At 60.7% G+C, this 13,012-nt stretch carries 11 protein-coding genes; 1 reads left to right on the top strand and 10 read right to left on the bottom strand.

Annotation, left to right across the window (positions count from 1 at the left end; translation table 11 throughout):
* Nucleotides 1-49: 49 nt before the first annotated feature.
* From pyrE to lspA, 9 genes are all read right to left on the bottom strand, one after another.
* Entirely contained in the window at nucleotides 50-703 is a 654-nt protein-coding gene (gene pyrE / locus GE107_RS01740) for an orotate phosphoribosyltransferase (protein WP_304516336.1), read from the bottom strand.
* Nucleotides 700-1,476 (bottom strand): orotidine-5'-phosphate decarboxylase, encoded by a 777-nt coding sequence (pyrF, locus tag GE107_RS01745; RefSeq protein WP_219637744.1) that lies wholly within the window; start codon nucleotides 1,474-1,476, stop codon nucleotides 700-702. Before pyrF ends, pyrE begins: the two co-directional genes overlap by 4 nt.
* 52 nt (nucleotides 1,477-1,528) lie before the next feature.
* Entirely contained in the window at nucleotides 1,529-4,753 is a 3,225-nt protein-coding gene (gene carB / locus GE107_RS01750; RefSeq protein WP_219637745.1) for a carbamoyl-phosphate synthase large subunit, read from the bottom strand.
* Entirely contained in the window at nucleotides 4,740-5,891 is a 1,152-nt protein-coding gene (gene carA / locus GE107_RS01755) for a glutamine-hydrolyzing carbamoyl-phosphate synthase small subunit (RefSeq protein ID WP_219637746.1), read from the bottom strand. Before carA ends, carB begins: the two co-directional genes overlap by 14 nt.
* 19 nt (nucleotides 5,892-5,910) lie before the next feature.
* On the bottom strand, nucleotides 5,911-7,215 hold the full coding sequence (locus GE107_RS01760) for a dihydroorotase (RefSeq protein WP_219637747.1): 1,305 nt from the start codon (nucleotides 7,213-7,215) through the stop codon (nucleotides 5,911-5,913).
* 176 nt (nucleotides 7,216-7,391) lie between these two features.
* Nucleotides 7,392-7,955 (bottom strand): bifunctional pyr operon transcriptional regulator/uracil phosphoribosyltransferase PyrR, encoded by a 564-nt coding sequence (pyrR, locus tag GE107_RS01765; RefSeq protein WP_219637748.1) that lies wholly within the window; start codon nucleotides 7,953-7,955, stop codon nucleotides 7,392-7,394.
* Between the two features lie 282 nt (nucleotides 7,956-8,237).
* On the bottom strand, nucleotides 8,238-9,491 hold the full coding sequence (locus GE107_RS01770; protein ID WP_219637749.1) for an LL-diaminopimelate aminotransferase: 1,254 nt from the start codon (nucleotides 9,489-9,491) through the stop codon (nucleotides 8,238-8,240).
* 647 nt (nucleotides 9,492-10,138) lie between these two features.
* Nucleotides 10,139-11,134, bottom strand: a complete 996-nt coding sequence (locus GE107_RS01775; protein ID WP_219637750.1) for an RluA family pseudouridine synthase — start codon at nucleotides 11,132-11,134, stop codon at nucleotides 10,139-10,141.
* Complete coding sequence (gene lspA, locus GE107_RS01780; protein WP_219637751.1) at nucleotides 11,094-11,621, bottom strand: signal peptidase II; 528 nt, start codon at nucleotides 11,619-11,621, stop codon at nucleotides 11,094-11,096. Before lspA ends, GE107_RS01775 begins: the two co-directional genes overlap by 41 nt.
* A gap of 178 nt (nucleotides 11,622-11,799) precedes the next feature.
* Between lspA and GE107_RS01785 the strand changes: the two genes are divergently transcribed.
* Entirely contained in the window at nucleotides 11,800-12,531 is a 732-nt protein-coding gene (locus tag GE107_RS01785) for a TraR/DksA C4-type zinc finger protein (RefSeq protein ID WP_219637752.1), read from the top strand.
* Between the two features lie 5 nt (nucleotides 12,532-12,536).
* Here GE107_RS01785 and GE107_RS01790 read toward each other — a convergent pair whose 3' ends face one another.
* Complete coding sequence (locus GE107_RS01790; protein ID WP_219638004.1) at nucleotides 12,537-12,908, bottom strand: DUF5665 domain-containing protein; 372 nt, start codon at nucleotides 12,906-12,908, stop codon at nucleotides 12,537-12,539.
* Between the last annotated feature and the right edge of the window lie 104 nt (nucleotides 12,909-13,012).

The raw sequence follows: 13,012 nt of genomic DNA on the forward strand, positions 1-13,012 counted from the left end.
GAATCCGGATGCCGCTTCGTCAAGAGAATGGCGAGCGGGAGATTCGGGCTTACTCCCCGAAGGATTGCGGATCCCGGCGCCACGATTGGAGCAGTTCCACGTCCTTCTCCTGGATCTTGCCCATGGCCAACGCGGTTTCGATCAGCGCCGTGTAGTTCGACAGCGTATACAGCGGGATGTTCTCCGCTTGGAACGCCGCGGCCGCGTTCTCGAACTGATACGTGAAGATCGCCGCGACGCCCTGCACCCGACAGCCGGCATCGCGCACGGCTACGGCCGCCTTGAGAGAGCTGCCGCCCGTTGAAATCAGGTCCTCGATCAGCACCACTTTCTGTCCCGGCGCAAAATGGCCTTCGATCTGATTCGTCTTGCCGTGCCCTTTGGCTTTATCCCGTACATAGAGCATCGGTAAGTTCAGCTTCTGCGCGACCCAAGCCGCATGGGGAATTCCGCCCGTAGCGATGCCCGCGACCGCCTCGCAATCGGGAAACCGGCTGCGAATGACGGCGGCGAACCCTTCCGCGATCGTGTCCCGGACGGCGGGGTAGCTCATCGTCAATCGGTTGTCGCAATAGATCGGGGACTTGATCCCCGAAGTCCAGGTGAACGGCTCGCGGGGCCTCAGGCTGACGGCTCCGATTTCGAGCAGGTTTGTGGCGATCGTGCCGGCCAGCTGTCGCAAGTTGAGGTCGTTCGTGCTCATGCTCCGGTCATCTCCTTCAGAATGGTATCGAGCGCTTGCGCGGGATCGGCGGCTGACGTGATCGCTCTGCCGATGACGAGATAGTCGGTACCCATCCGGACCGCATCCCCCGGTGTGGCCACACGGGACTGGTCACCGAGGTCGGCGCCTTTCGGGCGAATGCCCGGCGTCACGGTCACGAAAGCAGATCCGCACGCCTGTTTGACCGAGACTACTTCGAGCGGCGAAGCAACGACGCCTTGCAGCCCCGCCTCCTTGGCCAGACGGGCATAGCGGACGACGGCTTCCTCCACGCTGCTTGCGATGCCGATTTCATCGCGCAGCACCGCTTCGCTCGTGCTCGTCAGTTGCGTCACCGCGATGACGATCGGCGCCTGACCGGCATCGCCTGCCTCTACCGCTTCCCGCACGCCGTCCATCGCGGCGCTCATCATGGCCTTGCCTCCCGCCGCATGAACGTTGAAGAGGTCGACGCCAAGGCGGGCGATGCTGCGAGCGCCTCCGCGCACCGTGTTGGGGATATCGTGCATTTTCAAATCGAGGAACACCCGGAATCCCCGGGACTTCAGCTCCCTGACGACGGAAGGACCCGCCGCGTAGAACAGCTCCATGCCGACCTTCATCCAACATCCCGCTCCCTGAAGCTGGGAAGCCAGCCGCAAAGCGGCATCGGCATCGGGCTTGTCCAGCGCGACCATGACCTTGGCCGCCGCCTCGTTTCGCGTGAATCCGGACACCTGCGAGCACCCCTTTTTGCGTCGGTAAAATGCCATATAGAAGCCCGCTCCTCCACATGGATCGGGAGGACCGGGCATTCTGAATCGGTTATGCCTGCTGGAACGCCGGCATCGGCGCGCTCGAGAAGCGGAGCGCCTGCAGCATGTTCAGCAGAGCGCGGACCGTGTCCAGCGACGTCAGGCAGACGACGCCGTTCTCGACCGCTTCGCGGCGGATGCGGAAACCGTCCCGCTCCGGCGTTTTGCCCTTCGTCAGCGTGTTGACGACGAATTGCGCCTGGCCCGTCCGGATGAGATCGACGATGTTCGGCGATCCTTCCGAAAGCTTGTTGACGCGGCGCACCTGCATGCCCGCCGCTTCGAGCGCGTCGGCGGTGCCGCCGGTCGCGATCAGCTTGTAGCCCAGACGGTAGAAGCCTTTGAGGATCTCGATCGCTTCTTCCTTGTCCTTGTCCGCAACCGTAGCGATGATGGCGCCGGACTGCGGGATTTTCATCCCGGAACCGATCAAGCCTTTGTACAGCGCCTTCGCATAATGGGTATCGCGGCCCATCACTTCGCCCGTCGATTTCATCTCCGGAGTCAGCGTCGGGTCGACCCGGCGCAGCTTGGCGAAGGAGAACACCGGCACTTTGACGGAGACGTATTCGTCTTCCGGCCACAAGCCCTCGGCGTAGCCGAGATCCGTCAGCTTCTTGCCGAGGATGGCCTGGGTCGCCAGATTCGCCATCGGCACGCTGGTGACTTTGGACAGGAACGGCACGGTGCGGGAAGACCGCGGGTTGACCTCGATCACGTATACCTTCTCGTTCCAGACGACGAACTGGATGTTGACCAATCCGACCGTCTTCAATTCCTTGGCGATCTTGATCGTGATATCGATCGCCTGCTGCTTCACGGATTCGGAGAGCGATTGCGGCGGATACACCGCGATGGAGTCTCCGGAGTGCACGCCCGCGCGCTCCACGTGCTCCATGATGCCCGGAATGAGCACCGTTTCGCCGTCGCAGATCGCGTCGACTTCGATCTCCTTGCCCAGCATGTACCGGTCGATCAGAACCGGATGCTCGGGGTTGATTTGCACCGCTTCCTTCATATAGGCAAGCAGTTCTTCGTCGGAGTACACGATTTCCATCGCCCGGCCGCCGAGTACGTACGAAGGACGGACGAGCACCGGGTAGCCGAGCTCCCGCGCCGTTCCGACCGCCTCTTCGACGGACGTGACGGTGCTGCCCTTCGGCTGCGCGATGTCCAGCTTGCGGAGCAGCGCTTCGAACTTCTTGCGGTCTTCCGCCTCGTCGATGCTTTCCAGCGACGTGCCGAGAATCCGGACGCCGGCGCGGGCGAGCGGAGCCGCGAGGTTGATCGCCGTCTGGCCGCCGAACTGGACGATGACGCCGATCGGCTGCTCCTGCTCGATGACGTTCATGACGTCTTCGAAGAAAAGCGGCTCGAAGTACAGCCGGTCCGACGTATTGAAGTCGGTCGACACCGTCTCCGGGTTGTTGTTGATGATGACCGCTTCATAACCGGCGGCCCGGATCGCCCAGACGGCATGCACGGTCGAATAGTCGAACTCGATGCCTTGGCCGATCCGGATCGGACCGGAGCCGAGCACGATGATTTTCTGCTTGTCGCTCGGAAGCACTTCGTTCTCGGTTTCGTAGGTCGAGTAGTAGTAAGGCGTCGTCGCTTCAAACTCGGCCGCGCACGTGTCGACCATTTTGTAAACCGGCCTTAAGCCTTGCTTTATGCGGTACTCGCGGATGTCGTTCTCCTCTGTCATGACGGCGGAAGCCCCTTGGCCTTCCTTGCGCAGCTCGGCGATCGCTCGGTCCGTGAAGCCGCATCGCTTGGCTTGATATAACGTCTCCGGCGTCAGGCCGGGCTCGCGGCGAATGACGTCCTCGAATTGGACGAGCCGCTCGATCTTGTCGAGGAACCACCAGTCGATGCGCGTGATGTCCTGGATCTGCTGCAGCGGCCAGCCGCGGCGGAACGCTTCGGCGACCAGGAACAGCCGCTCGTCGTCCGCTTTGGCGAGGCGGGAAGCCAGCGTCTCGTCGTCGATGTCGGCCGCGCCCTTGAGCAGCAGGCGGTGCACGCCGATTTCGAGCGAACGGACGGCTTTGTGGATCGACTCCTCGAACGTGCGGCCGATCGCCATCACTTCGCCGGTCGCTTTCATTTGCGTGCCGAGCTTGCGGTTGGCGGACGTGAATTTATCGAACGGCCAGCGCGGGATTTTCGTGACGATGTAATCCAGCGTCGGCTCGAAGCAGGCATACGTTTGGCCCGTAACCGGGTTGACGATTTCGTCCAGCGTGTAGCCTACCGCGATTTTGGCCGCCATTTTCGCGATCGGGTAGCCTGTCGCCTTGGAAGCGAGCGCGGAAGACCGGCTGACGCGCGGGTTGACCTCGATGACATAGTATTGATAGCTGTACGGGTCGAGAGCGAACTGGACGTTGCATCCGCCTTCGATGTTCAGCGCGCGGATGATCTTGAGCGATGCCGAGCGGAGCATTTGATACTCGCGGTCGGACAGCGTCTGGCTCGGCGCCACGACGATGCTGTCGCCGGTATGCACGCCGACCGGGTCGATATTCTCCATGTTGCAGACCACGATGCAGTTGTCGTTCGCGTCCCGCATGACCTCGTACTCGACTTCCTTCATGCCGGCGATCGATTTCTCGATCAGGCATTGGCCGATCGGGCTGTAACGGATCCCGTTGGCCACCGTCTCGCGAAGCTCCTCCTCGCTGCCGGCGATGCCTCCGCCCGTTCCGCCCAGCGTGTAAGCCGGACGCACGATCACCGGATAGCCGATTTCGTTCGCGAAACCGACCGCCTCTTCCACGGTCGTCACGATGACGCTCTCCGGAACCGGTTGGTCCAGCTCTCGCATGAGCTCCCGGAACAGGTCGCGGTCCTCGGCGCGTTCGATCGCGGTGAGCTGGGTGCCGAGCAGCTTCACGCCCTCCTGCTCCAGCACGCCGGCGCGGGCGAGCTCCACGGCCATGTTCAGGCCGGTTTGTCCGCCCAGCGTCGGCAGCAGGCCGTCCGGACGTTCCTGGCGGATGATCTGGGAAACGAACTCCAGGTTGATCGGCTCGATATACACTTTGTCGGCCATGTTCGTGTCGGTCATGATCGTGGCCGGATTGCTGTTGATGAGAACGACCTCCAGGCCTTCTTCCTTCAGCGCCTGGCAGGCTTGGGTTCCCGCGTAGTCGAATTCCGCGGCTTGGCCGATGACGATCGGACCGGAGCCGATGACGAGAATTTTTTTGAGGTCTTTATTTTTGGGCATATTCCAGTTCTCCTCTCCGCGTCTCCGCCAAAATCGCCTGGCGCGGCCGCTCGGGGTTATTGCGCTTGTGCTCGCGGATCATGTCCAGGAAGCGGTCGAACAGGTAGCTCGAATCGAACGGTCCGGGCGCGGCTTCGGGATGGTACTGCACCGAAAAAGCCGGGTACCGCTTGTGCTTCAGTCCTTCGATCGTTTTGTCGTTGTTGTTGACGTGAGTGACTTCCAGCTCCGTGCCCTTGACGGACTCTTCCTTGACCGTATAGCCGTGGTTCTGGGACGTGATGTAGCAGCGGCCGGAATCGAGCTCCTTGACCGGATGGTTGCCGCCGCGGTGTCCGAACTTCAGCTTGCCGGTGTCCGCTCCGCAAGCGAGCGCGAACAGCTGGTGGCCGAGGCAGATGCCGAAAATCGGATACTCTCCGATCAGCTGGCGGATCGTCTCCACCGCGTAAGGAACGTCCTTCGGATCCCCCGGGCCGTTGGACAGCTGGATGCCGTCGGGGTGCAGGCGGCGGATCTGGTCGGCCGTCGTGTCGTGGGGCACGACGACGACGTCGCAGCCGCGCTTGGTCAGCTCGCGCAGAATGCCGCTCTTCGCGCCGTAATCGATGAGCACGATCCGTTCTTTGGCGCCCGGGCTCGAGAACACGTGTTTCGTCGACGTGCGCGCGACCTGGTCGCGGAGGAGAGGCGTGACGCCGAGGCGTTCGCGCAGCTCTTCCACCCGTTCCGTCCCCGTTGTCAGCAGCCCTTTCATCGTGCCGTGATTGCGGAGAATTCTCGTCAGCATCCGCGTGTCAATGTCGCTGATGCCGATGATTCCGTATTCTTGGAACAGAGCATCGACGGAATATTCCGCGCGCCAGTTGCTGGGCACCGGCTCATGGCGGCGCACGACGAAGCCGTGGATGTTCGGAGCCACCGACTCGAAGTCGTCGCGGGTAATCCCGTAGTTGCCGATGAGCGGATAGGTCATGGTGACGATCTGGCCGCAGTACGAAGGGTCGGAGATGACCTCCTGATATCCGGTGATGCCCGTGTTGAACACTACTTCCCCGACCTTCGCGCCTTCCGCCCCGAATGCGAGCCCCGTGAACAGAGTACCGTCTTCCAACAACAATCTCGCTTGTTTTTGCATGTCGATTCACTCCCCTGGTTTAGCGGTTGATGCCGTTCTCTTCCGTCCAGACGACTTTGCCGTCCACCATGGTCAGCACCGGCCAGCCGTACAATTTCCATCCCGCGAACGGGGTGTTGCGTCCTTGGCTTAAGAAGGAATCGGGGTTAACCTCCTGCTCCTTCTCCAAATCGATCAAAGTCAGATCCGCCGGCGCTCCAACGTCGAGTTTGCCGTACGGCAGCCCGAACACCCGGGCCGGATCGGCCGTCATCCGCCGGAGCAGGAAATCCAGCGTCCAGCGCCCCGTGCGCACGAATTTCGTATAAAGAAGCGGGAAAGCCGTCTCGAAGCCATGGATGCCGAACGGCGCCTTGGCCAGCCCGCGGGCCTTCTCTTCCGCGCTGTGCGGCGCGTGGTCGGTGACGATCATGTCGATCGTGCCGTCCTCGAGCCCCCGGATGCAGGCTTCTACGTCACCGGGGGTACGGAGCGGCGGATTCATTTTCCAGTTGGCGTCCATCGAATCGGGAATGTCTTCGTCTGAGAGCACGAGATGGTGCGGACAGACTTCCGCGGTCACCTTGACGCCGACCGATTTGCCGAGCCGGATGAGCCGGACCGACTGCTCCGTGCTCACGTGGCACACATGGTAGTGAACGCCGGTCGTTTCGGCGAGCAGGATGTCCCGTCCGACGTGGATCGCTTCGGATTCGTTCGGAATGCCTTTCAACCCGTGCCGTTTCGCGAACGCTCCTTCCGTTACCGCCGCTCCCTCGACGAGCGAGTCGTCCTCGCAGTGGGCGATGACCGGCAAGCCGAGGGAAGCGGCCAGGGCCATCGCGTTTTTCATCATTTGCGCGTTCTGCACGCCGACCCCGTCGTCCGTGAAGCCGATCGCGCCGGCTTCCTTGAGTGCCTTGAAATCCGTCAGCTCGCGACCGAGCTCGTTCTTCGTGATCGCCGCGTACGGCAGCACCCGCACGACGCCCTCCGCCGCCGCCTTGTCCAGCACGAATTTCACCGTGTCCGGCGCGTCCGTCACCGGGCGCGTATTCGGCATCGGGGCGATCGTCGTGAATCCGCCCTTGGCCGCGGACTCGGTGCCGCTGCGGATCGTTTCCTTGTATTCGAAACCGGGTTCGCGCAGATGGACGTGCATGTCGATGAAACCCGGGGAAATCAGCTTACCTCCCGCGTCGATGACCTCGCAGCCCGACGTATCCGGGCGCTCCGCTGCACTAAGCCGCCTCGAGATTTTGCCGTCCGCGATATGGAAATGCTGCTGCTCTCTCGCACCGGTTTCCGGATGGACAACCGACGCGTTCAATATCCATGTTGCCATGCCAAGCCGAACCTCCAGACGTTTCGCTTCCGCCGTGCAATCGAATTCTCCAGGTGAGTGCTGTTAGTGAATTTTTATTCACCTTATTGTATACCTGAGAACCAGAATTGTCACGGTTTCAGAGACGAAATTCACAATTTTGTATAATCATTCACACTACCGACAATGTGTAACGTTTAGGATTCCGCCTCCGACGGATGCAAAATCTGCACGTTATCCCCCCCGTCGATCTCCCGCAGGGAGACGCGGATTTGCTCGTGGCGGGAGGTCGGCACGTTCTTGCCCACATAATCGGGGCGGATCGGCAGCTCCCGGTGTCCGCGGTCGACCAGCACCGCGAGCTGGATCGATTGGGGCCTACCCGAATCCATCAGCGCGTCGAGCGCAGCCCGAATCGTTCTTCCCGTGTAGAGGACATCGTCGAAGAGAATGATTCGCTTGTCCTTCGTCGAGAACGGAAGTTTGCAGGCGCGGTCTTCCGCATCGCCGCCGATTGCGGACGGCCCCTCTGGCCGGTCGTCGCGGTAGCGGGTGATGTCCAGCTCGCCTACGGCAACCGGGACTCCCTCGATTTCGAGAATCCGCTCGGCCACGCGTTTGGCCAAATAAATGCCGCGCGTCCGGATCCCTACGAGCACGCAGCCTTCGATGCCTTTGTTTTTCTCCACCATCTCGTGGGCAATGCGGGTTAAGGCCCGCCGGATGGCGGAATCGTCCATGATGACGCGGGGCTCCTGCATGTCGCGATCTCCTCTACAAGATTTCAATCCGAATCGGGAACCCGTGCCCGTGAAAATAAAAAAACCCTTGCGTCAGACGCAAGGGGGATTTCGGCGGAGTTATGCACCTTCGGACAGCGTTCGCCATCTGTCGCGTCGCCGGGACAGGGGATCGGTCCGAGGGGATACGTATCGCTGCGCCACCTTGCCAGTCTCACGGGACTGATTTAAAGGTACCGAATTCATTACAAGAATTATCCCATGACAGGCGTACGGTGTCAAGCCGTGTCACGGAACCGCGACTTAAAATTCGAATTCGACGTCGGTGAGGCGGCGTTTGATTTCCTCGATGACGCGCCGCTCTTCCGCTTCGCCTTGGGCGATGAAGGTGACCGAGAAGCGGACGAACCGCCCGGCGTCGTCCCACGGCACGGTAGAGATAAGCTTCTCGCGGATCAGGTATTGCGAGAAGTCTTCGGCGGTTTCGAACCGCTGGCCGCCTTTGATGCCTTTCGGCGCTTCCACGTAAAGGAAGAAGGAGCCTTTCGGCTTCTCCGCGCGGAAGCCGATTTCATTGAGCGCCGCGACCAGCAGGTTGTGGCGGCGGGAGTACTTCTCCGAGATCGCCTCTGTGATGGCCGGATGATCCAATCCGTACGCGGCCGCTTTCTGGATGGCGATAAACTGGCCGGAGTCGCTGTTGTCCTTAACGTCGCCGAACGCTTTGACGATCAGCGGGTTGCCGGCGATGAAGCCGATCCGCCAGCCGGTCATGTTGTAGGACTTGGAGAGCGAATGCAGCTCCACGCCCACGTCCTTCGCGCCCGGAACGGACAGGAAGCTGAACGGCTTCACGCCGTCATACGTAAGAGCCGCGTAAGGAGCGTCGTGCACGACGATCACTTGGTGCTTCTTCGCCCAATCGACGACCTTCGCGAAAAACTCGGGGGTCGCCGCAGCGCCCGTCGGGTTGTTCGGATAGTTGAGGTACAGCAGCTTGGCGCGGCGCGCAATGTCTTGCGGAATGGCGTCCAGGTCCGGCAGGAAGTTGTTCTCTTTCGTCAGCTTAACCGTGTACACTTCGCCGCCGTAATATTTCGTGTGCGTGCCCATGACCGGGTATCCCGGTACGGTCATGATCGTCACGTCGCCCGGGTTGATGAATACGGCGGGCAGCATTGCCAGCGCCGGTTTGGCGCCGATCGTGTGCAGCACTTCCGTAACCGGATCGATGCCGTCGACGTTGAACACGTTTTTGAGGTAGCGGGCAGCAGCTTCCTTGAACGCGGGGATGCCATTGTCGGCGTAGCCGCGGTTTTCCGGCTTCGCGGCTTCTTCCGCCAGCTTCGCGACGATTTGCGCGTCCGCCATCTCGTCCGGCTCGCCGACGCCCATGTCGATGAGCTCCACGTCCGGGTAGGCTTGCTTCGCGGCCGCTTTGGCCCGTTTGATTTTCTCGAATTTATAAATGTTGGTGTCTTTGCCGTAATTGCTGCCGCCGATGCGGTTCGCGAATTGCTCTTGGATGTAAGTTGATTGGTACGTTTCCACGCTCATGGATCCGACACTCCTTCTATTTGATCATGTCCCTAATATGCCTGAGCGCCAGGCGAACCGCCATGGATTTTTGTGCCGAACATTTGCAGAAAAACGCAATTGCTTACCTAGGGGAGGCTCGGTTTCGCGGAATCCTACCCGGTGGCGCAATTTAGTGTCCTTGGGGCGCTATTTCGGCGGTATCCCGACCAGAGGCGCAATTTAGTGTCCTTGGGGCGCTATTTCGGCGATATCCCGTACCGTTGCGCAATTTAGTGTCCTTGGGGCGCTATTTCGGCGATATCCCGACCAGAGGCACAATTTAGTGTCCCTGGGGCGCTATTTCGGCGATATCCCGTACCGTTGCGCAATTTAGTGTCCCTGGGGCGCTATTTCGGCGATATCCCGTACCGTTGCGCAATTTAGTGTCCCTGGGGCGCTATTTCGGCGATATCCCGTACCGTTGCGCAATTTAGTGTCCTTGGGGCGCTATTTCGGCGGGATCCCATACGTTGCGCAATTTAGTGTCCCTGGGGCGCTATTTCGGCGATATCCCGTACCGTTGCGCAATTTAGTGTCCCTGGAGCGCTATTTCGGCGGTATCCCGACCAGAGGCGCAATTTAGTGTCCTTGGGGCGCTATTTCGGCGGGAACCGCGCGCTCCGACCTCATCGCGTCCGCAGAACCGTAAGCGCATGCTCCATGTCCGCCGGGATCGGCCTGGTGAACTCCAGGTACTCGCCCGTGCGCGGATGATCGAAGCCAAGCACCGCGGCATGCAAGGCTTGTCCGTTCATGCCGAGCGTGCGTCCCGCCCTTCCGCCGTACACCGGATCGCCGACGAGCGGATAGCCGATGTACTTCATGTGGACGCGGATTTGATGGGTTCGCCCCGTCTCGAGCTTCAGCTCCAGGTACGTATAATCGTCAAACCGCTCCTCGACGGCGAAATGGGTAACGGCCCTTTTGCCGCCTTTTTCCGTCACGGTATAAAGCTTGCGGTCGTGCGGATCCCGCCCCAGCGGCGCGTCGATCGTGCCGCGGTCATGCGGAATGACGCCGTATACGAGCGCCTTGTACCGGCGGTTCACCGTGTGAGCTTTCAACTGCTCCGCGAGCGATGCGTGCGCGAGATCGTTCTTCGCGGCCATCAGCAGGCCGGACGTGTCTTTGTCGATGCGATGCACGATGCCGGGACGCATGACCCCGTTAATGCCGGAGAGATCCTTGCAATGGTACAGCAGGGCGTTCACGACGGTGCCTGACGGATGTCCGGCGGCCGGGTGGACGACCATGCCCCTCGGCTTGTTGATCACGACGACGTCGGCGTCCTCGTAGACGATCTCGAGCGGAATGTTCTCCGGAATCAGCTCGACCGGCTCCGGTTCGGGTATCACGACCGCGACATGGTCGCCTACCGCAACCTTCGCGTTCGGCTTCGTCGGCTGGCCGTTCAGGACGACCGCCCCGGTCCGGATCCATTCTTGCACCTGGGAACGGGAGACGGCGGGATCGGCCAGCTCTTCCGTCACGTGCTTATCCAGCCGCTCGCCGGCCTGCCCGGCGGACACCGTCCATTCGTATTGCCGTTCGTTGTCGTCCGGCGTGGCCGGATCCCACTGTTCAGACAGGCTGTTCTTCGGTGGATGATTCTCCGTTGCCATTCGGTTTGTTCTCCTGTTTGTACGACAGCAAGGAATCCAGAATCACCAGGGCGACGCCGACGCAAATGCCGGTGTCTGCCAGGTTAAAAATCGGAAACGTATAGCTGCCGAAATTGAATTGCAGAAAATCGACGACTTCCCCGTACAACGCGCGATCCAGGAAGTTGCCGACGGCGCCGCCGAGTATCATGCCCAGACCCGTCATAAGCAGACGGCTTCCCGTACCGTACGATCTTCTTAAATACCAGACGATGGCGGACACGACCACCAAGGTGATGACGAGGAAAAACCAGCGCTGCTCCTGCAGGATGCCGAACGCCGCGCCTCGGTTGCGGATGGAGGTCAGGATGAAAAAGTCGCCCAACACCTTGATCTGCTCGTTCAGTTCCATCGAATATTCGACGATCTTCTTGCTCGCGTAATCGACCAGGAACACGAGTACCGCAATCGCATAATAAGTCCAGAGGGGCCATACGCGTCTTTGCATGGGATATACCCGCCTTTTCTCCCGATTTTCCAACGTGCCCATTTTATCACATCGCCGGAACCAGCGTCCACGCAGGATGCAAAACCCGGCAGAAATGGCCGATCTTCACCTCGGCGGAGGTACGTAAAACGGGCTGCGGCTGAGAACAATAGGGATTAGGACGAAAGGAGTGGGCGTCATGAGCCTTCCGATAAACCAGGAGCGGATGCAAGAGCTAAGGCAGCGGCTGCTCCAGGAAAAGAAGGAGCTGGAGGAACGGGTAGGCCGGAACGACCATTATCAATTGTCTTCCGCGCTGCGGGATTCGATTGCCGAGCTGTCCGCTTACGACAACCACCCGGCCGACATCGGTTCCGAGACGTTTGAACGAGGCAAAGACCTCGCTTTGCTCGAACGGGAAGCATTCCGCCTCAAGCGCGTCGAAGCCGCCCTGGAGCGGATGGATACGGGAGAGTACGGCCGATGCAAGGAATGCGGAGCCTTCATCTCCCCCGAACGCCTTGATGCGATGCCGACGGCAGACCATTGCGCGGAACACGAGCCGAGGTCGGAAATCTCCGAACGCCGGCCGGTGGAGGAACAGTTTCTGCGGCGTCCGTTCGGTCGTCACAGCAAGGACGAGGAAGACGTAACAGGCTTCGACGGCGAGGACGCCTGGCAAATCGTCTCCTCCTGGGGCAACTCCAACAGTCCGGCCATGGCCGAGGACAACAATATCGAGGAATACGATTCCGTCCATATCGAAGCGGGAGAAAACGAAGGATTCGTCGAACCGCTCGAAAGCTTCCTGGCGACCGACATTACGGGCAAGCATGTCTCCGTCGTCCGCAACCGGCAATATTACCGCTACCTCGACGCGAACGAAGGCGACCACCTGCTGGAGCCCGACGAATATTACGATGACCGCTAAACGGTTTAATACGGGTTAATCTGCAGCTGCCGGTGAACGATGCGGACGATGTCGGCAATGTAATCCCCGACGATCGGCAGGTTCAGTTTCCCCAGGAGCTGCAGAATCCAAACGATCGTGGCCGCGAAAAACGTGAAGCCGAGCGCGATGCCCACGCCCCGGGACAAGCCCGAAAGGAAGTTCCGCCAAATCAATTGCCACGGTTTATGCGTCAATTCGACGTATTCCCGAAGCTGGGCTTTGTCCATGTCGAGCGCCAGGCGTTCGATCCGTTCGGACAGCAAGGCCAGCGTGCCCGTCAAGGCTCCAGTCTCGGAAGCTGGCGTTTGCGCAGGACCGTCGGGCGTATGCGTCCCCGGATTCGGCCGGAACGTCATTCGTCCCGGAATGGGTCCATGCTCCTTGCCGCTCGTCTCGCTCATCTCATTTCCGCTCCCTTCCGCCAAAAAACGAGCCCTCGCCGCGGCGGCCGACACCAGAC

The sequence above is a fragment of the Cohnella sp. CFH 77786 genome (assembly GCF_019400745.1).
Classification (GTDB): Bacteria; Bacillota; Bacilli; order Paenibacillales; family Paenibacillaceae; genus Cohnella.